Raw genomic sequence first — 22,914 nt, 5'->3', positions numbered from 1 at the left:
CGAGATACGGTTACGGCGAAGGGATGCCGACCTTAGCAGGCCGGCGCCGGAGCGTCAGCCCACGCCCAGTTCGCGAATGCTTTCCTTCAGGCAGACGAAGTCGTAATCCGACAGGCCGACATAGTCGAGCACCAGGCGCGCGACGCTGTCCCACTCGTGGTCCTCGGGCTGACCGCCCAGCACGCGATGACAGGCACAGATGTGTTCGGCCATCTTGAGGATCGCCAGCAGCGTCTTGATCGGCGCGTCACGCCCCGAGTCGTCGGAGAACAAGGACAACGCGTTGTGGTGATTGGCGATGGCATCGCACAGGTACAGCGGCAGGTTCCACGACTTGGCGGTGAAGTAACCGACCACCGCGTGGTTGGTGCTGAGCACGCGGTTCTCGATGTCGACGATGCGCTGGCCCTCGCCGGTACTGGCGTAGGCTTCCTCCAGCACCGCCATGTAACCGGGGAAGCGCTTGAGCATCAGCGGAATGCCACAGTTGTGGAACAGCCCCAGTGCGTAAGCCTCGTCCGGCGCCTGGTAGCCGATGCGCTTGGCCAGGGTCAGGCAGGCCATGGCCACGTCCTGCGCGCTGTCCCAGAAGCGATTGAGGGTGACGATGGTCTCGTCGCTCATCTCGCCCTTGATCGACTGGGCGTTGATCAGGTTGATCACCGAGTCGCAGCCGAGCAGGTTGACCGCCTGCTGGATGGAGGCGATGCGGTTGGTCAGGCCGAAGTACGGCGAATTGACGATCTTCAGCAGCGCGCCGGAGAGCCCCGGGTCTTGGCTGATCAACCGGGCGATGGCCTTGAGGTCGGGCACCGGCATGACTTGCTCCATCTGCAGATCGACCATGATCTGCGGCTGCGGCGGCACGCTGATGCCTTGCAGCACCCGGCGGATTTGATCGGCGGACAGTTCAACGGCCATGGCGGGACGCTCGGACAGGTAAGGCAAAGTGCTATCGGCAGGAAAGGGCGAACTTTGGCTGAGATGTGGGTCCCATTTCAAGTGACTCGCATTCGGCGAGTGTTACCGACAGACAGACGGAGGTAAGCCCATGTCCCAATCCCTCAACGGCAAACGCGTGGCCATTCTGGTGACCGACGGTTTCGAGCAGGTCGAGCTGACCGGGCCCAAGGAGGCGCTGGAAAAGGCCGGCGCAACCGCCGAGATCATCTCCGCCAAGAACGGCGAGGTGACCGGCTGGAACCACACCACCCCGGCCTCCAAGTTCCATGTCGACAACACCTTCGACAGCATACGCATGGAGGACTACGACGCCGTGCTGCTGCCCGGCGGCGTGGTCAATTCCGACACCATCCGCACCGACAAAACCGCGCAGAAGCTGGTCCGGGCGGCGGCCGATGCGAACAAGCCCATCGCGGTGATCTGCCATGGCGGCTGGCTGCTGATCTCCGCCGACCTGGTCGAGGGCAAGCGCATGACCAGCTGGCCCTCGCTCACCGACGACCTGAAGAACGCCGGTGCCGAGTGGGTCGACGAGCAGGTGGTGGTGGACGGCCAGCTCATCAGCAGCCGCAAACCCGATGACATCCCGGCATTCAGCCAGGCGCTGATCGACGCCCTGTCCGCCTGAGCGAGACAGCGGCAGCACGCGGCGAGCGTTTTTCCGCCGACCCGGCGCGCGCCGCCTGCCGCTCGTTTAGAATGCCCGTCTTTTTTCCGGAGCCCTGCCGATGACCCTGCCCAGCCTGCGCCTCAAAGCCAATGCCGATCGCCGCCTGCGCGCGGGCCACCTGTGGGTCTACAGCAACGAGGTCGACACCGCGGCCACGCCCCTGGCCGGCTTCGCCGCTGGCGACCAGGCCATCCTCGAGGCCGCCGGAGGCAAGCCGCTGGGCATCGTCGGGGTGTCGCCGAACAACCTGATCTGCGCACGGCTGCTGTCGCGCGATCTCAAGCACAGCCTGGACAAGTCGCTGCTGGTGCATCGCATCCAGGTCGCGCTGTCGCTGCGCGAGCGCCTGTTCGATCAGCCGTGCTACCGCCTGATCTACGGTGATTCCGACCTGCTGCCGGGCCTGGTGGTGGACCGCTTCCACGACCACCTGGTGGTGCAGCTGGCTTCGGCCACTATGGAGCGCAACAAGGATGCCGTGCTGGAAGCGCTGGTGCAGGTGCTCAAGCCGCGCGGCGTGCTGTGGAAGAACGACTCCAGCGCCCGCGATGCCGAAGGCCTTGAACGCTACGTCGATACCGCCTTCGGCGTGGTACCGGAGTGGGTCGCGCTGGAAGAGAACGGCGTGAAGTTCGAGGCGCCGGTGCTGCAGGGCCAGAAGACCGGCTGGTTCTATGATCACCGCATGAACCGTGCGCGCCTGGCGCCCTACGTCAAGGGCAAGCGCGTGCTCGACCTGTTCAGCTACATCGGTGGCTGGGGCGTGCAGGCCGCCGCCTTCGGCGCCAGCGAAGTGTTCTGTGTCGACGCCTCGGCCTTTGCCTTGGATGGCGTGGAGCGCAACGCTGCGCTCAATGGTGTAGCCGAGAAGATGACCTGCGTCGAAGGTGATGCCTTCGAGGCGATGAAGGAACTGAAGAACGCCGAAGAGCGCTTCGACGTGGTGATCACCGATCCGCCGGCGTTCATCAAGCGCAAGAAGGATCTGAAGAACGGCGAGGCCGCCTACCGCCGCCTCAACGAAACCGCCATGCGGCTGCTGAACAAGGACGGCATCCTGGTCAGCGCCAGCTGTTCGATGCACCTGCCCGAGGACGACCTGCAGAACATCCTGCTCGGCAGCGCGCGCCATCTGGATCGCAACATCCAGCTGCTCGAGCGCGGCGCCCAGGGTCCGGATCACCCGGTGCATCCGGCGATCCCGGAGACCCGCTACATCAAGAGCCTGACCTGCCGCATCCTGCCCAACAGCTGATCGGCCATCCGGTTGCGCAGGGCGGCGGACCGCCCTGCGCTTCCCCTGCCTTACTCGATGCCCTTGCGCTCCACACTCCACAGCAGGCTGGTACAGAGCCGGCAGAGCCGGCCATAGAAGGTGCTGCGCGCCGACTGGTCGTCCATCAGCTGGTAGCGGAACCAGGCCGTGCTCGGGCCGCGATACTCGCCGCCATTGCCAACCGGCTCGAAATGGCTGACATAGCGCCGCTCGCCCCAGAAGATCGGCACGTTGGCCCGGCTGTAGACCGGCTGCGCATTGAGGTAGGGCACGGCGATGGTGTCCGCCCCGCCGGACATGAGGAACATCGGCCCGCGCTGGTTGCGCTGCGAGGACGAGTCATGGCCGAGGCCGATGGTGTACGGCTGGATCGGCGCGGTGGCCCGGACGCGGTCGTCCCGGCCGGCCATGATCGAACCGCCGCCGCCCTGGGAGTGCCCCGAGGTCCCGACCCGCCCGGTATTGAGCACGCCGACATAGGTGCCATAGGTGCGGTTGCTCTCCTGCACCAGGTAATCCAGACAGGCGAGCATCTCCCGTCCGGTGCCGGCGTTGGAGGTTTCCGCCGCGGCGACGACGAATCCATGGCTGGCCCAGTGGGTCAGCAGTCCGGAATAGGTCGTCGGCCCGGTACCGGTGCCGTTACCCCAGAGGATGATCGGGTGCCGGACCCCGCCCTGGCCGAGCGTGCGTGGCCGATAGACACGGCAACTGGGCCCCTCGCTCTGGCTGGTGACCGCGTACGGACCGGAATTGTCGAAGCTCGAAACCGCCGGGAACGGCGCGCCGGGCGTATCGGGCAGCGGAGCGGCGATGGCGGAAACGAACAGGGCGACCAGCGCCGTGGCACTCAGGCATCCAAGTGTGAACTTGTGCATCTGCATTCCTCGTTCTTGTCATTGGTATAAGGATTCATCGCCGGTCGAACGCTGCCCTACCGCCGCGAAACGGACACCTACCGGCGACCGACCACCCGCGGGCAGCGCGCATCTGCAGAGGCGCGACAGCCAGCGAAGCGGTCGGGAATGGACTGTAGCGAGCGATAATCGACCCGCCAGTCGCACGCAGGCAGAAGCGGACCAGCGGTCAAAGCGGCGAATTTCGGCGGATGCGCACCCCGGACGGCCGCTCAGGCGGCCCCGCGCGGCTAGCTCGCGGCATGCCGGCGTACCGGCAATCGTCCCGCCTGGCCCGGCTGCCGGAACGTGCGTAGAATCGGTGATATCTCGCCATTCACCACACGGCGGACCCAGAGCCCAGGCCCCACGAGCGATTACCCCGCCTCGACCCGGCCCCTTCCGAACGCGCGGTCACCCTCCGTTGCATCCGGCACAGGCGTTGCTCACCATACGCATACCTCCGATTACCTGATTAGCCGCAGGAACCGTCATGCCTGATTACCGTTCGAAAACCTCCACGCACGGCCGCAACATGGCCGGTGCCCGGGCGCTGTGGCGCGCCACCGGCATGAAGGATGAAGACTTCAAGAAGCCGATCATCGCCATCGCCAACTCCTTCACCCAGTTCGTCCCCGGCCACGTGCACCTCAAGGACATGGGCCAGCTGGTCGCCCGCGAGATCGAGAAGCACGGCGGCGTGGCCAAGGAATTCAACACCATCGCGGTCGACGACGGCATCGCCATGGGTCACGACGGCATGCTCTATTCGCTGCCGTCGCGCGAGATCATCGCCGACTCCGTGGAGTACATGGTCAATGCGCATTGCGCCGACGCCATCGTCTGCATCAGCAACTGCGACAAGATCACCCCCGGCATGCTGATGGCCGCGCTGCGCCTGAACATCCCGGTGGTGTTCGTCTCCGGCGGGCCGATGGAAGCCGGCAAGACCAAGCTGGCCAACCACGGCCTGGACCTGGTCGACGCCATGGTGGTGGCCGCCGACGATTCCTGCTCCGACGAGAAGGTCGCCGAATACGAGCGCAGCGCCTGCCCCACCTGCGGCAGCTGCTCGGGCATGTTCACCGCCAACTCGATGAACTGCCTGACCGAAGCCCTCGGCCTGTCCCTGCCGGGCAACGGCACCACGCTGGCCACCCACGCCGACCGCGAGCAGCTGTTCCTGCGCGCCGGGCGTATCGCCGTCGAGCTGTGCAAGCGTTACTACCAGGACGGCGACGAGTCCGTACTGCCGCGCAACGTGGCCAGCCGCAAGGCCTTCGAGAACGCCATGACCCTGGACATCGCCATGGGCGGTTCGACCAACACCATCCTGCACCTCCTGGCCGCAGCCCAGGAAGCCGAGGTCGACTTCGACCTGCGCGACATCGACGCGCTGTCGCGCAAGGTGCCGCAGCTGTGCAAGGTGGCACCGAACATCCAGAAGTACCACATGGAAGACGTGCACCGCGCCGGCGGCATCTTCTCCATCCTCGGCGAGCTGGCCCGCGGCGGCCTGCTGCACACCGATGTTTCCACCGTGCACAGCCCGAGCATGGCCGATGCCATCGCCGAATGGGACATCACCCAGACCCAGGACGAAGCGGTACATACCTTCTTCAAGGCCGGCCCGGCGGGCATCCCGACCCAGGTCGCCTTCAGCCAGGCCACCCGCTGGCCGAGCCTGGACCTGGACCGTGCCGAAGGCTGCATCCGCAGCGTCGAGCACGCCTATTCCCAGGAAGGCGGCCTCGCCGTGCTCTACGGCAACATCGCCCTGGACGGCTGCGTGGTGAAGACTGCCGGCGTGGACGAGTCCATTCACGTGTTCGAAGGCACGGCGAAGATCTACGAAAGCCAGGACAGCGCCGTGAAAGGCATCCTCGCCGACGAGGTGAAGCCAGGCGACATCGTCATCATTCGCTACGAAGGTCCGAAGGGCGGCCCGGGCATGCAGGAAATGCTCTACCCGACCTCGTATCTGAAGTCCAAGGGCCTCGGCAAGGAATGCGCGCTGCTCACCGACGGTCGCTTCTCCGGCGGCACCTCGGGCCTGTCCATCGGCCATGCTTCGCCGGAAGCGGCCGCGGGCGGCGCCATCGGTCTGGTGCAGGACGGCGACAAGGTGCTGATCGACATTCCCAACCGCAGCATCCAGCTGCAGGTGTCGGATGAAGAGCTGGCCCACCGTCGCATCGAGCAGGACAAGAAGGGCTGGAAGCCGGCGCAGCCGCGCGCGCGCAAGGTCTCGACCGCGCTCAAGGCCTACGCCCTGCTGGCCACCAGCGCCGACAAGGGCGCGGTGCGCGACAAGGCGATGCTGGACGGCTGATCGGCTGCCGCAGCCGCAACAAAAAAGCCCGACCTTGCGTCGGGCTTTTTCATGCGCGCTATTCGGTAATCGCCGGCTCCAGCCGTATCCCGTCGATCTGCAGCGCATTGAAACGCGGCGCCACCACCCGCCAGGCCCCACGCTCGATCTGCTCCTTGAGGGTCGCGCCGTCGAGGGTCTGCTCGTCGGCGCTGCGAAGGTGGCCGATCCAGCGCCAGCTGCCGTTCGCCTCACGCCCCAGCACCGTCACGATTCGCGGCCGCGCACCGCGTAGCAGCAGTACCTCGGGCTCGCCGTCGTCATCCAGATCGACGGCAAACAGGGCGCAGTCACCGTCACAGCCCTGGGTCGCAATCGCCTGGGCCAAGGCGCCGTCGGCATCTTCGAGAGGCGCGCCGATCCATGGCACGGGAGCGGTGTTGGCCATGTCGTGCGCGTGTCGCCAGTTCCAGTAGTTGTCGGCCTTGTCCAGTCGCTGCAGGTCCGCCTGCAGTTGCGCCCGACGCGCGTCGGCGATGCCCGGTTGGCTCAGGCGCTGGCGCAGTTTTTCGAGATGGTCGCGACCGGGTTGTCCCAGCTGAAAGCGCAGTGCGCCGAGGTCGGTGCGTTCTGCCGACACCTGCTCGTCGAGCAGGCGCTGGTACTGGTTGGCTGCGCTGAGCTGCAACGGGCTCAACGGTGGCAAATGCATGAGCAGCAACAGCGCCACCGAAACCAGCGCCAGCAGCGGGTTGCTCCGGCGCAAGCCCGCCAACCAGCCATCCCGCCGTTGCAGCACCGCCGCCGTCAGCGCCAGCGCGTGCAGCAGCGCCACCAGGGTCGCCCCGAGCGCCACCACCCGATCAGGCGTGAGCCCGTACTGACCGATCCGCAGCCACAGCGCGTAAACCGCAAGACCGGCCAGAAGCGGCAGGCACAGGGAGCTGGCGTCGACCAGCACGCGCAGCGCACGCGGGTAATGCACCGCTTGCCGGCCATCCTGAACGACGCCGTTGAGCAGCGCGACATGGGCGAACACCATGGCCAGCAGGATCGGCGTCGCGTGGCGGGTTTCCCACAACGGCTGCAGACCGGTGAACGGCAGGCAAACCACGAACAGCAGCAGAATCAGGACCGTCAGCGGCAGCAGGAAGCGACACATCGCCTGCAGCACGTTGCGCAGCGCATCGACCAGTTGGCCACGCTCGAGACCGATCCACAGCCCGATGGCGACGACCGTCGCGCTGGCCACCCAGATAAAGCCGGACGACTCGAACAGCGTTGCGAAAAGCCTGATGCCGACCAGCTTGAACAGGCCAGCCCAGAGCCAGATCAGCAGCCAGAACGCCGCCAGCATCAGCAGCGCCATGAACAGCAGCAGGCCGTTGTTGATGGCATGCCGGTATAGCGCGGCGTAGGCGACACGCCAACGATGATCGATATCCCGCGCCTGGATGAAGGGTGTCAGCACATAGGCCAGGATCAGGTTGCTCCAGAGCAGCAGGGTACCGACGGATTCACCCAGGTAATACCAGCGCGGCTGCTCGAACTGCAGCGCGAGGCCGCCCGCCAGCACGGCCGGCAGCGCGGCAGAGGCAAGCACCAGGCGCCAGCGTCCGGCCTCGCACAACCCGCCCCAGAGCATTTGCACCTGCCAGCCGCCAATTACCGTGAGGGCCAGCAGCGCCGAACACAGAACCCGCCAGCCAGCAGCGTGCGGCCAGGTCTCGCTGGCCGCCCAGAGCGCCAAACCCTGCAGCAATCCGACCGCCAGATAGACTTTCAGCGGGCGGGCTTCGCCTGTCAGTTCCATGCACGTTCCTTTTGCCGGTGATGCGCCGTCCGATCGCGGCGGGTTGCAGTGTGCGGCCCGTCCGCACGGGCCGCAACGCGAGCGCGACAGCGCGTGATCAGGTCGCCAATGCCGTGGGCTCGAGCAACCCAAGGACGTGTTCGGCAATCGCCAGACAGGCAGTCAGGCCCGGCGACTCGATGCCGAACAGGTTCACCAGCCCGGCGACGCCGTGCTGCGCCGGGCCATCGATGCGAAAGTCCGCGGCCGCCTCGCCGGGCCCGCTGATCTTCGGGCGGATGCCGGTGTAGGCCGGTTGCAACGAAGCGTCCGGCAGCGCCGGCCAATAACGGCGAATCGCGGCGTAGAAGCCCTCGGCCCGTTCCGGCTCGATGCGGTAATTCAGGTCCTCCACCCACTGCACGTCCGGGCCGAAACGCGCCTGCCCGGCCAGATCCAGGGTCAGGTGCACGCCGAGGCCGCCGGGCTCGGGCAGCGGATAGACCAGATGGCGAAACGGCGTGCGCCCGCTCAGGCTGAAGTAGCTGCCCTTGGCGAAGAACTGCCGCGGCCGCGCCGCCGGGGCCAACCCGGCGGTGTGCGCGGCGAGGATGGGCGCACCATGCCCGGCGCAATTCACCACGGTGCGGGCCAGCAGCTGCAACGGATCGGCGCCGCCCACCTCGACCTGCAAGCCCGTGCTGCCGACGGTGATCGCCGTTACCGGCGCATTCAGTGCCAGCACCGCGCCGTGGCGCTCGGCATCGCCCAGCAGTGCCAGCATCAGCGCGTGGCTGTCGATGATGCCGGTGCTTGGCGAAAGCAGCCCTGCCACCGCCTGTACTTCCGGCTCCAGCGCCAGCACCTCGTGACCATCCAGACGCTGCAGGTCATCGACCCCATTGGCCAGCGCGTGCCGCCGCAGTTGTTCCAGCGCAGCGATCTGGGCCTCGTCGGTGGCGACGATCAGCTTGCCGCAACGTCGATGGGCCACGCCGTGGCTGTTGCAGAAATCGTAGAGCTGGCGACGCCCGGCCACGCACAACCGGCCCTTGAGCGAGCCCTTGGGGTAGTAGATGCCGGCGTGGATGACTTCGCTGTTGCGCGCGCTGGTGGCGGTGCCAAAGGCAGCCTCGGCTTCCAGTATCAGCACCTCGCGACCGGCCAGCGCCAGCGCACGCGCCACCGCCAGCCCGACCACTCCCGCACCCACCACCACGCAATCCACCCGATCCATGCCAGACTCCTCGACCCGAACAGCCCAAGCCTGCCGCAACCACAGCGGTCGGCCAAGGGTCGGATGACCTGACGAAGCAGTTAAAGGGAACACCGGCATGCGCATCGGCCTGATCTCCGACACCCACGGCCTGCTCCGCCCCGAGGCAGTGGCGGCACTGCAGGGCTGCGCCCAGATCATTCACGCCGGCGATATCGGCAAACCGCAGGTGCTCGACGGGCTGCGCGCCATCGCGCCGCTGGAGGCGATCCGCGGCAATATCGATACCGCCGACTGGGCGCAGGTGCTGCCCGAACGCCTCGACCTGCGCATCGAGGGTCTCACCCTGCACGTGCTGCACGACCTCAAGCAGCTGGATATCGACCCGCTTGCCGCCGGCGTCGACGTGGTGATCGCCGGCCACTCGCACAAACCGAAGGTCGAGCGGCGCGACGGCGTGCTCTACGTGAACCCGGGCAGCGCCGGTCCGCGACGCTTCAGCCTGCCAATCAGCCTGGCACTGCTGGAGCTGAACGACGGCCAGGCGCAGGTGGAGCTGATCAGCCTCAGCTGACGCCCATGTAGCGATCGGCGCGGTGATTGATCGCCAGCACCAGATTCAGCGCCACGGCGCCGAGCACCGACAGCAGGACCTTGTCCACCGGTACGACGAACACCGCGGCCATGACGATCAGCGCGTCGATGCCCATCTGGAAGGTACCGGCGCGCAGGCCGAAACGCTCCTGCAGAAACAACGCGAGGATGTTCACCCCGCCAAGACTGGCGCGATGGCGGAACAGGATCAGCAGGCCGATGCCGATGGCGAAACCACCGAACACTGCGGCGTAAACCACGTTCAGCTCGGCGAAGCGTACCCACTGCGGGGTCAGCTCGGCGAACAGCGAGACCAGCCCTACTGCGCAGACGGTGCGCAGGGTGAACTTCCAGCCCATGCGCCAGATCGCCAGTGCATAGAACGGCAGGTTGAGCAGGAAGAACACCGGGCCGAACGACCAGCCGGCCAGGTATTTGAGCAGAAAGGCCAGCCCAACGGTGCCGCCGGTCAGCAGCCCGGCGTGGCTGTAGAAGGCGATGCCAAGGGCGACCAGCGCGGTGCCGGTGAGCAGCGCCAGAGCGTCCTCCCACAGCGGGTGACGAACGAAGATCGCCGATACGCGCTCGGCTTGCGGCACGTCGGATTCGCGGGTTTGCATCGGCTGGGTCTCGAAAACGGTTGTTGCGAAGGATAGAAGCTGGCCAGGCGGAAGGACTTGGCGCCGATCAAGCGAAGACGGCGCCGATCAGCGCCGTTGCCAGGTCTCGAACCGATACGCAGGCGCCTCGCCCTCGGCCGGGTGCGGCTGGCTGTCGATGCACTGCCACTCGGCTTCGTCGAAGGCCGGAAAGAACGCATCGCCTTCTGGAGCGGCATCGATCCGTGTCAGGTAAAGCCGCTGCGCCTGCCCCAACGCCTGGGCGTATAGCTGCGCACCGCCGATCAGCATCAGCTCGGCGACACCCTGCTCGCGCGCCCACTGCTCGGCACGCACCAGCGCGGCATCCAGATCGGTGAAGGTTTCCGCGCCGTCGAGCTGCAGATCGGCCTGGCGACTGACCACCAGGTTGAGCCGCCCCGGCAGCGGGCGGCCGAGCGAGTCCCAGGTCTTGCGACCCATGATGATCGGCTTGCCAAGGGTCATGGCCTTGAAATGCCTGAGATCGGCGGGCAGATGCCAGGGCATGCGGTTGTCGAGGCCGATCACGCGGTTCTGCGCGAGGGCGGCGATCATGGCGAGGGGAAGGCGGGTCTGATTCATGGCGGCGAGAATACCAGAGCGGCCCCGATTCCCGCAGCGCCAGCCGTTCGTCGGCTTAACCGTTTTGCAACGCAAGGAGCAACGCAGCGTCAACGTCCGGTCATGCATGTGGCGCAGGCTGTGACATCCAATCCGAGGAGATGCCGAAATGGCCCGCAAGACCACCGCTTCCCTTCGCCGCTGGCTCACCGCCTGCACCCTGCTGCTACCGCTCGCCGGCTTCGCTGCGGCGGATGAACAGGCCGCGAAACACCAGGCTGCGCGGGGCGAGCCGACCCCGCTGGTGATCGCCCATCGCGGCGCCAGCGGCTATGTACCGGAGCACACCCTGGCCGCCTATGCTCTGGCCGTTTTCCAGGGCGCCGACTACATCGAGCCGGACCTGGTGATGACCCGTGACGGCCATATCGTCGCCCGCCACGACAACGAGCTGGGCCTGACCACCGATGTCGCCCAGCGCCCCGAGTTTGCCGATCGCAAGCGCACCCAGCAGGTCGACGGCGTCACCCTCACCGGCTGGTTCAGCGAAGACTTCACCCTCGCAGAGCTGAAGACCCTGCGCGCCATCGAGCGCATCCCGGATATCCGCCCGGGCAATGCCCGCATGGACGGCAGCCTGGAAATCCCGACCCTGCAGGAGATCATCGACCTGGTGAAAACGCTGCAGCTCAGCCAGGGCCGACGCATCGGTCTGTACCCGGAAACCAAGCATCCGACGCATTTCCAGCAGCTCGGCCTGGCCATGGAGAAGCCGCTGGTGCGCATCCTCACCCGCAACGGCTACGTCGGGCGCCACGCGCCGGTGTATATCCAGTCGTTCGAGGTGGACAACCTCAAGACCCTCAGCCGCCTGACCCAGCTGCGCCTGGTGCAGCTGTTCAGCTCCGGCCAGCCGTATGACCAGCAGGTGCGCGGGACCAAGCTGACCTACGCGCAGATGGCCACCCCCGCCGGGCTCAAGGCCATCTCCCGCTACGCCGCCGGCGTCGGCCCGGAGAAGAGCTACATCATCCCGCGTGACGGCAACGGCAATCTGGGCACGCCGACCGGCTTCGTCGCCGCCGCCCATGCGGTCGGGCTCAAGGTCCACCCGTACACCTTCCGCGCAGAAAACGCCTTCCTCCCGGCCAACCTGCGCAGCAGCGACAAGCGCCACGAGCGCGGCGACAGCGAAGCGGAGATCCGCGCCTTCCTCGATGCCGGCATCGATGGCCTGTTCATCGACCAGCCGGATATCGCCGTGCGCCTGCGCAACGCCGACTGACGACCACAGCGGGGAGCCGCAACGGCTCCCCGTTTCCCCGTTCCGCGCGGCAGCGGTTATCCTCAGGGCTCGACCCGCCAGCGAGAAGCCGCGTGACCGTCCGCCCCTCTCCCGATCTCACTCCGCTCGACCGAATCTGGCTGACCGAAGCCGTGCGCCTGCGCGAAGAGCATGCCGGGCCGCTGGACGACGACGAGGCCAACCGCCAGGCCCGTACCCAGGGCGGCGATCTGCCGGCGCTGATCGAGCGCCGCGCGCTCTGGCTGGCGCACCGTGACGGGCTCATCGAGGCGCTTCGGCACTGGCGTCAGGGCGCCCGCCTGGGCGCGCTCGCGCTGATCCTGCTGGCGCTCTTCACCGGTGCCGGGCTGGCCTTCGCCGCGCTCGGCGACGGGCAGCGACCGGTCAACGTGTTCTGGGCGCTGGGCAGCCTGCTCGGGCTGAACCTGCTGACCCTGCTCGGCTGGCTGCTCGGCCTGCTGCTGACCGGTGACAGCAGCGGCGCGCTGGGGCGGCTGTGGCTCTGGCTGAGCGAAAAGCTCGCCCGTGATGCCCGCGCCGCGCAGCTGGCCCCAGCCCTGCTGAGCGTGCTGCATCAGCGCCGACTCGGCCGCTGGTTGCTGGGAACCGGCGTGCACGCCCTATGGCTGCTGGCGATGGCCAGCGCCCTGCTCACCCTCCTCGCCCTGCTGGCGACCCGCCGCTACGGCTTCGTCTGGGAAACCACCATCCTCGGCGAGAACGCCTTCGTCGGCCTGACCCAGGCCTTCGGCGCGCTGCCGGCCCTGCTCGGCTTCAGCGTGCCGGATGTCGAGCAGATCCGCGCCAGTGGCGCACTCGCCGGCGATCTGGACGGCGCCCGGCAACGCTGGGCTGGCTGGCTGGTCGGCGTGCTGCTGGTCTACGGCCTGCTGCCGCGACTGCTGCTGGCGAGCCTCTGCCTGTGGCGCTGGCGCCGTGGGCGGGCTGCGCTGACCCTCGATCTGAACCTGCCGGCCTACCGCCTGCTGCGCGAACGCCTGCAGCCACCCAGCGAGCGCCTCGGCATCCGTGATGCGGCGCCCGCCCAACTGCACGCACCGACTGCCGGCGCTCAGCTCGATGGCAGCGCTGGCGCCGTGCTGGTGGCCATCGAGCTGGACGGCAGCCGCCCGTGGCCGCCGGCTCTGTCCAAGGGTATCGCCGATGCCGGCATCCTCGACGACCGCGAGGGGCGCCGACGGCTGCTCGATCAACTCACCCGCTTTCCGCCGGCACGCCTGGCCGTCGCCTGTGATCCGCGACGCTCACCCGACCGCGGCACCCTGGCGCTGATCGGCGAGCTGTCGCGCTGCGCGGCGGCGACTCGCGTCTGGCTGCTGCAGGCACCACCGGGCGAGGCCCTGGACAGCGCGCGCCTGGAAGACTGGCACCAGGCGCTGGATACCCTGGGGCTGGCGCATTCGAGCTGCGCCCCGCTGCGCTGGCTGGAGACAGGCCATGACTGAAGCCCTGAAACTGGCCGTGGTCGGCCATACCAATGTCGGCAAGACCTCGCTGCTGCGCACCCTGACCCGCGACATCGGCTTCGGTGAGGTCTCGCACCGGCCGAGCACCACCCGCCACGTCGAGGGTGCGCGGCTGTCGGTGGACGGCGAGCCGCTGCTGGAGCTTTACGACACCCCGGGCCTCGAAGATGCCATCGCCCTGCTCGACTACCTCGAACGGCTGGAGCGCCCCGGTGAGCGCCTCGACGGCCCGGCACGCACCGCGCGCTTTCTCGACGGCAGCGAGGCACGCCAGCGCTTCGAGCAGGAAGCCAAGGTGCTGCGTCAGTTGCTGGCCAGCGACGCCGGGCTCTACGTGATCGACGCCCGTGAGCCGGTGCTGGCCAAGTACAAGGACGAGCTGGCGGTGCTCGCCGGCTGCGGCAAGCCGCTGTTGCCGGTGCTCAACTTCGTCGCCCAGCCGGGGCACCGCGACGAGGAATGGCGTCAGGCCCTGGCCCGCCTTGGCCTGCATGCACTGGTGCGCTTCGACAGCGTGGCGCCACCCGTGGACGGTGAGCGCCGGCTGTACGAAAGCCTGGCACTGCTGCTGGAACAGGCGCGACCCAAGCTGCAGCGACTGATCGAGGACCACGAGGCCCAGGCTGCTGCACGTCTGGCCAGCGGCCAGCGACTGATCGCCGAACTGCTGGTGGATGTCGCCGCTTGCCGACGCAGCGTGGCCGCACAGCCGGAACTGGAGCGCGGCGCCATTCGTGAATTGCACGATGCCGTGCGCCGCCGCGAACAGCGCTGCGTCGAGGCGCTGCTGCGCCTGTATGCCTTTCGCCAGGACGATGCGGCGGCCAGTGATCTGCCGCTACTCGACGGGCGCTGGGGCGACGACCTGTTCAACCCCGAGACCCTCAAGCAGCTGGGCGTGAAGATCGGCGGCGGCATGGCCGCAGGTGCCGCGGCCGGTGCCGGCGTCGACCTGATGGTCGGCGGCATCACCCTCGGCGCCGCGGCGCTGCTCGGCGCCATTGCCGGCGGCGGCGCGCAGACCGCGCGGCACTATGGCAATCGCCTGCTCGGCAAGCTCAAGGGGCAGCGCGAGCTGAGCGTCGACGACGCCGTACTGCGCCTGCTCGCCCTGCGCCAGCGTCAACTGCTGGCCGTGCTTGCAACTCGGGGGCACGCCGCCACCGAGGCGATCCGCCTGGCCACGCCGCAGGATCAGGGCTGGCGCGAGGGCAAGCTGCCCGAAGCCCTGCAACGCTGTCGCGCGCATCCCGAGTGGTCCTCGCTCAACCCCGGCGCCCGCCTGCAGGACGGCGAGCGCCAGACGGCGCTGGACGAGCTGCAGACTGAACTGCGCCAGGGCTGACCAGCCTGTCGCCGTGCCTGCACGCTAGGCACGGGCCGGCGCACCATCGCCGGCCGTGCTCGGCGCCGGCTGGCGGCCGATGCCCAGGGTGCACAGCGTTGCCAGCATGATCAGCAACCCACCCGCCCAGCCCATCGGCCCCAGCCGCTCACCCAGCCAGAGACCTGCGATGATCGCGCCGAACAGCGGTTCGGAGCCCATCAGCAGCGACACCCGCGTTGCGCTGCTGCGCCCCAGCGCGCGGTTCTGCGCAAACATGGCGAACAGCGTGGCGAACAGCACCAGATACAGCGTGCCGAACCAGAAACCCGGCTCCACCGGCAGCGCCGGCAGTCCGCCCGGCAGCGACACGGCGAGCAGGATGCAGCCCGCCGCAACGACTCCACTCTGCACCGCAGTCAACGCCAGTGCCGGGATTTCCCGGCCGGCCGTCAATCGCCGAGTCAGGCAGACCAGCACCGCGCGCAGCAACGCGGCGGCCAGCATCAGCGCATCGCCGAGATTGAGCGACAGCTGCGGCCCGCCGGTCAGCAGCCAGACGCCCGCCAGCGACAGCGCGCAGGCGAGGAACAGCGTGTTGTGCGGCCGCTGGCGCAGCAGCAGCCATTCCATGAACGGTGTGATCACCACGCACAGGCTGATCAGAAACGCCGCATTGCTGGCGCTGGTCAACATCACGCCCCAGGTCTCACAGAGAAAGATCGCCAGCATCACCAGCCCCAGCGGCAGGCCGGGGCGCAGCGCCCGGCGACCGGCGCCGCGCAGTTGCGGCAGCAGCAGGACAAAGGTCAGGCCGAAGCGGATCGCCAGAAAACCCAGCACCGGGTAGAACAGCAGCGCCTGCTTGGCCACCGCATAGCTGCTGCCCCAGATCAGCGCCACCGTCAGCAGCATGCCATCGGCCAGCCACAGCCCCTGTCTCAACGTGCCTTTCATGTTCGAATCCCCGCACCAATCAGGCGCTGATTGTCGGGCCTGTCGCGGCAGTCGATAATCCAGCGAAACAGCACAGGACCTGTTCCGCATGGGAACGAATGACAGCGCAGCCCTGCTGCCCTACATGGCCGTGTTCGTGCGGGTGGTCGAGGCCGGCAGCTTCTCCGGCGCCGCGCGCCTGCTGGGCAGCACACCGTCGGCGGTGAGCCGCCAGGTAGCACGGCTGGAGCAGGCCCTGGCGCTGCGCCTGCTGGAACGCACCACACGCCAGCTGCGGCTGAACGAGGCCGGGGCGGAGTTCTACCAGCATTGCCGGGACATGCTCGATGCGGCCGATGCTGCCGTCGCCATCGGCGAGCGGCTGATGCGCAGCCCGCGCGGGCTGGTGCGCCTGAGCGTGCCGAAGGCCTATGGCAAGTTCGTCGTCGGGCCGTTGATGCCGGCCTTTCTCCAGCGCCACCCCGAGGTCGATGTGCAGCTGCGCATCAGCGACCAGAGCCCGGACCTGATCGAGGACGGTTTCGACCTGCTGGTGCAGGTCACCGACAACCCACCCGAAGGCCTGGCCGGCAAGCCGCTCGGGACGGTGCGCCAACTGCTCTGCGCCAGCCCCGACTACCTGCAGCGCCACGGCGAGCCGCAACATCCGCAGGACCTGCTGCGCCACAGCTGCCTGTATCTGGGGGAAACGGCGGGAGACAATCGCTGGCACCTGCGCCGCGGCGAGCAACAGGAAACGGTGACAGTGCGTGGCCGCTACATCAGCAACCACAGCGAGGCGCGGCTACTGGTGGCGCTGGCGGGCCTGGGCATCACCTGCCTGCCGCATTTCACCGCCGCCCAGGCGCTGGCCGACGGGCAGTTGCGCGAAGTGCTGCCGCAGTGGCGCTACACCGGCTCCTACCAGGGCGCGGCCTGGCTGCTGTGGCGACAGAATCATCACCTGCCGCCGAAGACGCGGGCACTGATCGACTATCTGAGCGAGGCGCTGATAGCCAGCTGAGCGCAACGCGCACCCGCAGACAGTGAGCGGACGCGCACCGCTACCGGCGCACCGATCAGCGCTCCTTGGTGCCTTCCACTTCCTCGGCAATGCGTGCCAGGCCGAGGTGGCGCACGTCAGTGCCGCGCACCAGGTAGATCACCAGTTCGGCGATGTTGCGCGCGTGGTCGCCGATGCGCTCCAGCGAGCGCAACGCCCAGATCACGCTGAGCACGCGGGAGATCGAGCGCGGGTCTTCCATCATGTAGGTGACCAGTTCGCGCAGCGCGGTCTTGTATTCGCGGTCGACGGTCTTGTCGTACTGCGCCACCGACAGCGCCAGTTCGGCATCGAAACGAGCGAAGGCATCCAGCGATTCCTGCACCATCCGACGCACCTGGTCGCCGATGTGACGCACCTCGACGTAACCCTTGGGCGACTCGCCTTCCTCGCACAGCTGGATGGCGCGGCGGGCGATCTTGGTCGCCTCGTCACCGATGCGCTCGAGGTCGATCACCGACTTGGAAATGCTGATGATCAGACGCAGGTCGGAGGCCGCCGGTTGACGGCGGGCGAGAATGCGCACGCACTCCTCGTCGATGTTGCGCTCCATCTGGTTGATCTGGTCGTCCACCTCGCGCACCTGCTGGGCGAGGCCCGAATCGGCCTGAATCAGCGCGGTGACCGCATCGTTGACCTGCTTCTCCACCAGCCCGCCCATGGCCAGCAGGTGGCTGCGCACCTCCTCCAGCTCGGCGTTGAACTGCTGGGAAATGTGTTGAGTGTGGCTGTCTTTGCTGATCATTGTTCTCGCTCCGAGGAGACTGCCGCTAAGCGGCTCTGGTGCGCAGCGCACCCAGGTAGATTGAATCCCACGCAAGCCCGTCTGGGCTTTGGCAGAGTGTGTCAGGCAAGGAGGCGGAACGCAGACAGTACGATTTGTACGGCAAGTTCCGCCGACGCCGCCTGGCGCGCTCTGACATGGCCAGACTAGCCGTAGCGGCCCGTGATGTAGTCTTCGGTCTGTTTCTTGGCCGGGTTGGTGAACAGCGTATCGGTGTCGCCGTACTCGATCAGCTTGCCCATGTACATGAACGCGGTGTAGTCGGACACCCGCGCGGCCTGCTGCATGTTGTGGGTGACGATGACGATGGTGTACTTGGCCTTCAGTTCGTAGATCAGCTCTTCGACCTTCAGCGAGGAGATCGGGTCGAGGGCCGAACTCGGCTCATCGAGCAGCAGCACTTCCGGCTGCACGGCGATGGTGCGGGCGATCACCAGGCGCTGCTGCTGACCACCGGAGAGGCCGAGCGCCGACTCGTGCAGACGGTCCTTGACCTCGTCCCACAGCGCCGCGCCCTTGAGCGCCCATTCGACGGTTTCGTCGAGCACGCGCTTTTGCTTGATGCCCTGGATACGCAGGCCGTAGACCACGTTCTCGTAGATGCTCTTGGGGAACGGGTTGGGCTTCTGGAACACCATGCCGACGCGACGACGCAGGTCGGCCACGTCCTCGCCCTTGCGGTAGATGTTGGTGCCGTCGAGGTTGATCGCACCTTCGATGCGGCAGCCGTCGACCAGATCGTTCATCCGGTTGAAGCAGCGCAGCAGGGTCGACTTGCCACAGCCGGACGGGCCGATAAAGGCGGTCACGCGCTGGCGCGGGATGTTCATGCTGACGTTGAACAGCGCCTGCTTCTGGCCGTAGTACAGGCTGAGATCCGGCACTTCGATGGCCACCGGCTCTTTGGCCAGGTTTAGGCTGCGCTTGTCACGACCGAGGGCCGAGATATCGATGGAATGCGTGTTGGTTTGCATGTGTTCGCTCCGTTCGCAGCTGCCAGCTGCAAGCTACAGGCTGCAAGTCCAGACCAGCGCCTCGTTCTCCCGAGGCCGCTGGCTTGAACTCGCCGCTTCAATTAGTGATCCAGCGCCTTGTACTTCTCGCGCAGGTGGTTGCGGATGTAGATCGCGCTGAAGTTGAGCGTGGCGATCACCAGTACCAGCAGCAGTGCGGTGGCATAGACCAGCGGCCGCGCCGCTTCGACGTTGGGGCTCTGGAAGCCGACGTCGTAGATGTGGAAGCCCAGGTGCATGATCTTCTGATCCAGATGCAGGTAAGGGTAGTTGCCGTTGAGCGGCAGGTTCGGTGCCAGCTTGACCACGCCGACCAGCATCAGCGGCGCCACTTCGCCGGCGGCACGCGCCACGGCGAGGATCAGACCGGTCATCATCGCCGGGCTGGCCATCGGCAGCACCACCTTCCACAACGTCTCGGACTTGGTCGCGCCGAGAGCCAGAGAGCCTTCACGGATCATCCGCGGGATGCGCGCCAGGCCTTCCTCGGTGGCGACGATCACCACCGGCAGGGTAAGGATGGCCAGGGTCAGCGAGGCCCACATCAGGCCCGGCGTGCCGAACACCGGCGCCGGTGCGGCTTCGGGATAGAACAGCCGATCCAGCGAGCCGCCCAGCACGTAGACGAAGAAGCCCAGACCGAACACGCCATAGACGATCGACGGCACCCCGGCGAGGTTGTTCACCGCGATGCGGATAATCCGGGTGAGCAGGCCCTGCTTGGCGTATTCGCGCAGGTAGACCGCGGCGATCACACCGAACGGGGTGACGATCACCGCCATGATCAGGGTCATCAGCACGGTGCCGAAGATCGCCGGGAACACGCCGCCTTCGGTGTTCGCCTCACGCGGCTCGTCGCTGACGAACTCCCACAGTTTGGCGAAGTAGAACATCAGCTTCTGCGGCGTCGACATGGCATTGGGCTGGAACGCCCGCACCACCTTGCCGAGGGTGATCTCCTGCTCGCGGCCGTCGGCGGTGCGCACGGTGATGCTGTCGCGGTTGAACTGCTGCTGCAGCGCCACCAGCTTGTCTTCCAGCACCCGGTACTCGGCATCCCACTGGGCGCGCTCGGCGTCCAGATCGGCCTGGGCGGCCGTATCCAGACGGTCGTCCAGCTCCAGCTTGCGGGTCTTCAGACGCAGGCGTTCGAGGCCATGGTTGATGCGGCCGATCTCCACCTTCTCGATGCGCGAGATCTGCGCATGCAGCTGGTCGACCCGATCGATCCGACGCTGCAGCTCGCCCCAGGCGGCATCGCCTTCGGCGACCAGCTGGCCGGCTTCCTTGACGTTGAGCAGATAGCCATAGAAGTTGCCCCACTCGCGACGCTCCAGCACCATCAGCTCGGCCGGCTTGCGCTGGTTGCTCAGCCATTCGCCGATCACCCAGGAGAAGTCCGCGCCGTACACCTCGCGGTTACCGACCTTGAGCAGCTCGCGGGTCATGAACTCGCCGCCCTCGACGTTCACCGGCAGCCCGCTGGCAGCCAGGCGTGCCCGTGGCACTTCCTCGGCCTGCACCACCTCGCCGGCCAGCACGCGCATTTCCGCGCCGGGCATGCTGTAGTCGGCGACGATCACGTCGGCCGGCCAGAAGTGCGCCAGACCGCGCACGGCGATGATCGCCAGCAGCCCCAGGGTCATGATCACGGCGATGGACACCGCGCCGGCGTTCATCCAGATCCAGGGCGTGCCGCTCTTGACCCAGCTGTTCAACGAATCCTTTTTCACGGATCGATACCTTTTGGCGAAATCGGGTTACAGGCTGGCGTACTTGCCGCGCAGGCGCTGGCGAATCAGCTCGGCCAGGGTGTTCATCACGAAGGTGAACATCAGCAGGACGAGCGCGGCGAGGAACAGCACGCGGTAATGGGTACCACCCACCTCGGATTCGGGCATTTCCACCGCGACGTTGGCGGCCAGGGTGCGCATGCCTTCGAAGATGTTGGCTTCCATGATCGGCGTGTTGCCGGTGGCCATCAGCACGATCATCGTCTCGCCCACCGCGCGGCCCATGCCGATCATCAGCGCCGAGAAGATGCCAGGGCTGGCGGTCAGCAGCACCACGCGGGTCAGCGTCTGCCAGGGCGTCGCACCCAGGGCCAGCGAGCCAAGGGTGAGGCTGCGCGGCACGCTGAACACCGCGTCCTCGGCGATCGAGTAGATGGTCGGGATCACCGCGAAACCCATCGCCAGGCCGATCACCAGGGCGTTGCGCTGGTCGAACGGGATACCCATGTCGTTGGACAGCCACAGGCGCATGTCACCGCCGAAGAACCAGTTCTCCAGGTGCCCGCTGATCTCCAGCGAGCCGAAGCCCACCAGCAGGATCACCGGGATCAGCAGCACCGCTTCCCAGCCTTCCGGGATCGCCAGGCGCACGCTTTGCGGCAGGCGGCTCCAGGTCCAGGCGGCGAAGAGGATGCCCACCGGCATCAGCAGCAGCAGGGCGAAGATGCCCGGCAGGTGGTTCTCCAGGAACGGCGCGAGGAACAGGCCGGCGAAGAAGCCGAGAATCACCGTCGGCAGCGCCTCCATCAGCTCGATCACCGGCTTGACCTTGCGGCGCAGCGACGGCGCCATGAAGTAGGCGGTATAGAACGCCGCGCAGATGGCCAGCGGGGCCGCCAGCAGCATGGCGTAGAAGGCTGCCTTGAGCGTGCCGAAGGCCAGCGGCGCAAGGCTCAGCTTGGGTTCGAAATCGCTGTTGGCGGAGGTGGACTGCCAGACGTAATCGGGCTCCGGATAGCTCTCGTACCAGACCTTGCCCCACAGCGCGCTCCAGGAAATCTCCGGGTGCGGGTTGTCGATGACGAAGCGCTGCAGCCCCTGCGCCGACTCCAGCAGCAGACGTGTGGCGCGCGGCGACATGGCCGCCAGCGCGGCGCCATCGGCGACCTGCTCCTTGAGCAGCGTGCGGTGTGCGGTGCTGTGGAAGATGCCGACACTGCCGCTGTCGTCCAGGGCGAGGAAGCCCTTGCGGCGCTCCTCCGGGAGGATCTGGCGGACCGGGCTGCTGCCCAGCTTGAAGTTGCGCACGTTCTTCAGTTCGGCCTGGCCATCGGCCGCACGCACCATGAACCACTGGCCGATGCTGCCCCTGGAGTCGCCCACCATCAGCGAGATGCCGCCCAGCAGCGGGCTGACGCTGGTGATCTCGCTGCCGTCGCCGACCAGCTTGTAACGACCGTTGAGCTGCTTGCGGCGCAGGTCGAAGACATCCGCGCTGGCCTTGCCGCTGATCGCGTAAAGCCACATGTGCCGCGGGTCGATCAGCAGCTGACGGATCGGCTCGGCCAGCTGCGGCAGGTTCAGGCGCTCCTGCTCGAGGGTCACCTCGCCGGTCAGCAGGTTCTCGCTGCTGGCGATGCGCTGGGCATGCAGCGCGCTGCCGGTGGCGCCGGCGACCAGCAGGGTCTTGCCGTTCAGGCTGATAGCGGCACGCTCGATGGGGCGGCCTTCCGGATCGAGCTCAAGCGGCGCCTCGCCGAAGGGATAGGCGAGCTCGGGGGTGATGGTCTTCTGGTTGTTCGGGTAGGTGACCTTGTAGTTGTGCTCCAGCACCAGGGCCTGGCCATTGTCCAGACCGAGCACCACTCGGCGGGTGCCGGGGGTGTCCTGGCCCACCGAGACGATGCGGCTGCCTTCCGGCAGCGGCAGGGGCTTGCTCGTCAGCAGCGCACCGTCGCGCAGGCTGAAGAAACGCGCCTGGCCGTCCTCGCCCAGACGCAGGGCGACCTGGTTCTGCTCTTCGATGGCCAGCAGCAGCGGCTTGCCGGCATCGGCCAGCCAGGCCGGCTGCTGAGCCTTGCGGGCCTCCAGCTCGGCGCCCTGGAACATCGGCAGCACGACCTGCGCCAGATAGAAGAAGATCAGGGTGATAGCGCCCAGCACGGCCAGGCCGCCGATGGACACGTACCAGCGCGCCAGGTGGTCTTTCAGCGCGCGTATGCGCCGCTTGCGCTGCAGTGCCGGCGTGTTGAAGTCCAGCCGTTGCACATCGTAATTCGCGGTCATGTTGTCCATGTCGTTCATGCCAGGCTCCTGGGCCGAGCGGCCCTTCGGGGCGCCTAATCTAA

General features: G+C 67.2%; 19 protein-coding genes. 8 read left to right on the top strand and 11 right to left on the bottom strand.

The genetic code is table 11. The features are described from left to right. Positions 1 to 54: 54 nt before the first annotated feature. Entirely contained in the window at positions 55 to 921 is an 867-nt protein-coding gene (locus P5703_RS23550; protein WP_019406047.1) for an HDOD domain-containing protein, read from the bottom strand. A 130-nt stretch (positions 922 to 1,051) separates the two neighbouring features. Between P5703_RS23550 and P5703_RS23545 the strand changes: the two genes are divergently transcribed. Both P5703_RS23545 and P5703_RS23540 read left to right on the top strand, forming a co-directional pair. Continuing rightward, a complete protein-coding gene (locus P5703_RS23545; protein ID WP_013984360.1) occupies positions 1,052 to 1,591 on the top strand; it encodes a type 1 glutamine amidotransferase domain-containing protein in 540 nt (179 codons plus the stop codon). A 100-nt stretch (positions 1,592 to 1,691) separates the two neighbouring features. Continuing rightward, positions 1,692 to 2,888 (top strand): class I SAM-dependent rRNA methyltransferase, encoded by a 1,197-nt coding sequence (locus tag P5703_RS23540; protein WP_013984361.1) that lies wholly within the window; start codon positions 1,692 to 1,694, stop codon positions 2,886 to 2,888. Positions 2,889 to 2,938: 50 nt separating this feature from the next. Here P5703_RS23540 and P5703_RS23535 read toward each other — a convergent pair whose 3' ends face one another. After that, positions 2,939 to 3,787 (bottom strand): poly(ethylene terephthalate) hydrolase family protein, encoded by an 849-nt coding sequence (locus P5703_RS23535; RefSeq protein WP_169918081.1) that lies wholly within the window; start codon positions 3,785 to 3,787, stop codon positions 2,939 to 2,941. A gap of 511 nt (positions 3,788 to 4,298) precedes the next feature. On the opposite strand from P5703_RS23535, the gene ilvD reads away from it, so the two are divergent. Beyond that, the gene (gene ilvD, locus P5703_RS23530) at positions 4,299 to 6,137 is read left to right on the top strand and encodes a dihydroxy-acid dehydratase (protein WP_013984363.1); all 1,839 of its coding nucleotides are present in this window, start codon (positions 4,299 to 4,301) and stop codon (positions 6,135 to 6,137) included. Between the two features lie 58 nt (positions 6,138 to 6,195). On the opposite strand, the gene P5703_RS23525 is transcribed toward ilvD, so the two are convergent. Both P5703_RS23525 and P5703_RS23520 read right to left on the bottom strand, forming a co-directional pair. After that, the gene (locus tag P5703_RS23525; protein WP_285590496.1) at positions 6,196 to 7,929 is read right to left on the bottom strand and encodes a DUF4153 domain-containing protein; all 1,734 of its coding nucleotides are present in this window, start codon (positions 7,927 to 7,929) and stop codon (positions 6,196 to 6,198) included. A 97-nt stretch (positions 7,930 to 8,026) separates the two neighbouring features. Beyond that, entirely contained in the window at positions 8,027 to 9,145 is a 1,119-nt protein-coding gene (locus P5703_RS23520; RefSeq protein WP_125883035.1) for an NAD(P)/FAD-dependent oxidoreductase, read from the bottom strand. Between the two features lie 97 nt (positions 9,146 to 9,242). Between P5703_RS23520 and P5703_RS23515 the strand changes: the two genes are divergently transcribed. Then, complete coding sequence (locus P5703_RS23515; RefSeq protein WP_125460090.1) at positions 9,243 to 9,698, top strand: metallophosphoesterase family protein; 456 nt, start codon at positions 9,243 to 9,245, stop codon at positions 9,696 to 9,698. Here P5703_RS23515 and P5703_RS23510 read toward each other — a convergent pair. After that, positions 9,691 to 10,338: a YitT family protein gene (locus P5703_RS23510; protein ID WP_011915019.1), complete on the bottom strand. Its 648-nt coding sequence runs from the start codon at positions 10,336 to 10,338 to the stop codon at positions 9,691 to 9,693. The genes P5703_RS23515 and P5703_RS23510 overlap by 8 nt on opposite strands. Positions 10,339 to 10,425: 87 nt before the next feature. Further along, positions 10,426 to 10,941 carry a dihydrofolate reductase gene (locus P5703_RS23505; protein WP_020305625.1) on the bottom strand — a complete coding sequence of 172 codons (516 nt, stop codon included), beginning with the start codon at positions 10,939 to 10,941 and terminating at the stop codon, positions 10,426 to 10,428. Positions 10,942 to 11,089: 148 nt separating this feature from the next. On the opposite strand from P5703_RS23505, the gene P5703_RS23500 reads away from it, so the two are divergent. The 3 genes from P5703_RS23500 to P5703_RS23490 all read left to right on the top strand — a co-directional run bounded on the left by P5703_RS23500 (position 11,090) and on the right by P5703_RS23490 (position 15,058). Beyond that, entirely contained in the window at positions 11,090 to 12,205 is a 1,116-nt protein-coding gene (locus tag P5703_RS23500) for a glycerophosphodiester phosphodiesterase (RefSeq protein WP_020305624.1), read from the top strand. Between the two features lie 92 nt (positions 12,206 to 12,297). Further along, the gene (locus P5703_RS23495; protein ID WP_020305623.1) at positions 12,298 to 13,692 is read left to right on the top strand and encodes a DUF2868 domain-containing protein; all 1,395 of its coding nucleotides are present in this window, start codon (positions 12,298 to 12,300) and stop codon (positions 13,690 to 13,692) included. After that, a complete protein-coding gene (locus P5703_RS23490) occupies positions 13,685 to 15,058 on the top strand; it encodes a DUF3482 domain-containing protein (protein ID WP_014598033.1) in 1,374 nt (457 codons plus the stop codon). Before P5703_RS23495 ends, P5703_RS23490 begins: the two co-directional genes overlap by 8 nt. 24 nt (positions 15,059 to 15,082) lie before the next feature. Here P5703_RS23490 and P5703_RS23485 read toward each other — a convergent pair whose 3' ends face one another. Continuing rightward, complete coding sequence (locus P5703_RS23485; RefSeq protein WP_014598034.1) at positions 15,083 to 15,994, bottom strand: DMT family transporter; 912 nt, start codon at positions 15,992 to 15,994, stop codon at positions 15,083 to 15,085. A gap of 88 nt (positions 15,995 to 16,082) precedes the next feature. Between P5703_RS23485 and P5703_RS23480 the strand changes: the two genes are divergently transcribed. Further along, the gene (locus P5703_RS23480; RefSeq protein ID WP_020305619.1) at positions 16,083 to 16,997 is read left to right on the top strand and encodes a LysR family transcriptional regulator; all 915 of its coding nucleotides are present in this window, start codon (positions 16,083 to 16,085) and stop codon (positions 16,995 to 16,997) included. Between the two features lie 55 nt (positions 16,998 to 17,052). Here the strand turns inward: P5703_RS23480 and phoU are convergent, their stop codons facing one another. The 4 genes from phoU to P5703_RS23460 form a co-directional block, all read right to left on the bottom strand. Next, the gene (phoU, locus tag P5703_RS23475) at positions 17,053 to 17,781 is read right to left on the bottom strand and encodes a phosphate signaling complex protein PhoU (protein ID WP_020305617.1); all 729 of its coding nucleotides are present in this window, start codon (positions 17,779 to 17,781) and stop codon (positions 17,053 to 17,055) included. A 185-nt stretch (positions 17,782 to 17,966) separates the two neighbouring features. Continuing rightward, positions 17,967 to 18,794: a phosphate ABC transporter ATP-binding protein PstB gene (pstB, locus tag P5703_RS23470; RefSeq protein WP_015275234.1), complete on the bottom strand. Its 828-nt coding sequence runs from the start codon at positions 18,792 to 18,794 to the stop codon at positions 17,967 to 17,969. A gap of 101 nt (positions 18,795 to 18,895) precedes the next feature. Next, on the bottom strand, positions 18,896 to 20,566 hold the full coding sequence (gene pstA / locus P5703_RS23465) for a phosphate ABC transporter permease PstA (protein WP_037004313.1): 1,671 nt from the start codon (positions 20,564 to 20,566) through the stop codon (positions 18,896 to 18,898). 27 nt (positions 20,567 to 20,593) lie between these two features. Further along, positions 20,594 to 22,870, bottom strand: coding sequence for an ABC transporter permease subunit (locus tag P5703_RS23460; RefSeq protein ID WP_011915029.1), 2,277 nt, complete (start codon positions 22,868 to 22,870; stop codon positions 20,594 to 20,596). Positions 22,871 to 22,914 lie beyond the last annotated feature (44 nt).

Origin of the sequence: Stutzerimonas sp. FeSN7 (assembly GCF_030263795.1) — a bacterium.
Classification (GTDB): Bacteria; Pseudomonadota; Gammaproteobacteria; order Pseudomonadales; family Pseudomonadaceae; genus Stutzerimonas; species Stutzerimonas stutzeri.
Note: the sequence above shows the minus strand (reverse complement) of the source record. Positions and strands in the feature narration are given on the sequence as shown.

Excerpts from the sequence above, each read along its gene's own strand:
- P5703_RS23550 (WP_019406047.1), bottom strand. The coding sequence starts at position 921 with ATGGCCGTTGAACTGTCCGCCGATCAAATCCGCCGGGTGCTGCAAGGC.
- P5703_RS23545 (WP_013984360.1), top strand. The coding sequence starts at position 1,052 with ATGTCCCAATCCCTCAACGGCAAACGCGTGGCCATTCTGGTGACCGAC.
- P5703_RS23540 (WP_013984361.1), top strand. The coding sequence starts at position 1,692 with ATGACCCTGCCCAGCCTGCGCCTCAAAGCCAATGCCGATCGCCGCCTG.
- P5703_RS23535 (WP_169918081.1), bottom strand. The coding sequence starts at position 3,787 with ATGCACAAGTTCACACTTGGATGCCTGAGTGCCACGGCGCTGGTCGCC.
- ilvD (WP_013984363.1), top strand. The coding sequence starts at position 4,299 with ATGCCTGATTACCGTTCGAAAACCTCCACGCACGGCCGCAACATGGCC.
- P5703_RS23525 (WP_285590496.1), bottom strand. The coding sequence starts at position 7,929 with ATGGAACTGACAGGCGAAGCCCGCCCGCTGAAAGTCTATCTGGCGGTC.
- P5703_RS23520 (WP_125883035.1), bottom strand. The coding sequence starts at position 9,145 with ATGGATCGGGTGGATTGCGTGGTGGTGGGTGCGGGAGTGGTCGGGCTG.
- P5703_RS23515 (WP_125460090.1), top strand. The coding sequence starts at position 9,243 with ATGCGCATCGGCCTGATCTCCGACACCCACGGCCTGCTCCGCCCCGAG.
- P5703_RS23510 (WP_011915019.1), bottom strand. The coding sequence starts at position 10,338 with ATGCAAACCCGCGAATCCGACGTGCCGCAAGCCGAGCGCGTATCGGCG.
- P5703_RS23505 (WP_020305625.1), bottom strand. The coding sequence starts at position 10,941 with ATGAATCAGACCCGCCTTCCCCTCGCCATGATCGCCGCCCTCGCGCAG.
- P5703_RS23500 (WP_020305624.1), top strand. The coding sequence starts at position 11,090 with ATGGCCCGCAAGACCACCGCTTCCCTTCGCCGCTGGCTCACCGCCTGC.
- P5703_RS23490 (WP_014598033.1), top strand. The coding sequence starts at position 13,685 with ATGACTGAAGCCCTGAAACTGGCCGTGGTCGGCCATACCAATGTCGGC.
- P5703_RS23485 (WP_014598034.1), bottom strand. The coding sequence starts at position 15,994 with ATGAAAGGCACGTTGAGACAGGGGCTGTGGCTGGCCGATGGCATGCTG.
- P5703_RS23480 (WP_020305619.1), top strand. The coding sequence starts at position 16,083 with ATGGGAACGAATGACAGCGCAGCCCTGCTGCCCTACATGGCCGTGTTC.
- phoU (WP_020305617.1), bottom strand. The coding sequence starts at position 17,781 with ATGATCAGCAAAGACAGCCACACTCAACACATTTCCCAGCAGTTCAAC.
- pstB (WP_015275234.1), bottom strand. The coding sequence starts at position 18,794 with ATGCAAACCAACACGCATTCCATCGATATCTCGGCCCTCGGTCGTGAC.
- P5703_RS23460 (WP_011915029.1), bottom strand. The coding sequence starts at position 22,870 with ATGAACGACATGGACAACATGACCGCGAATTACGATGTGCAACGGCTG.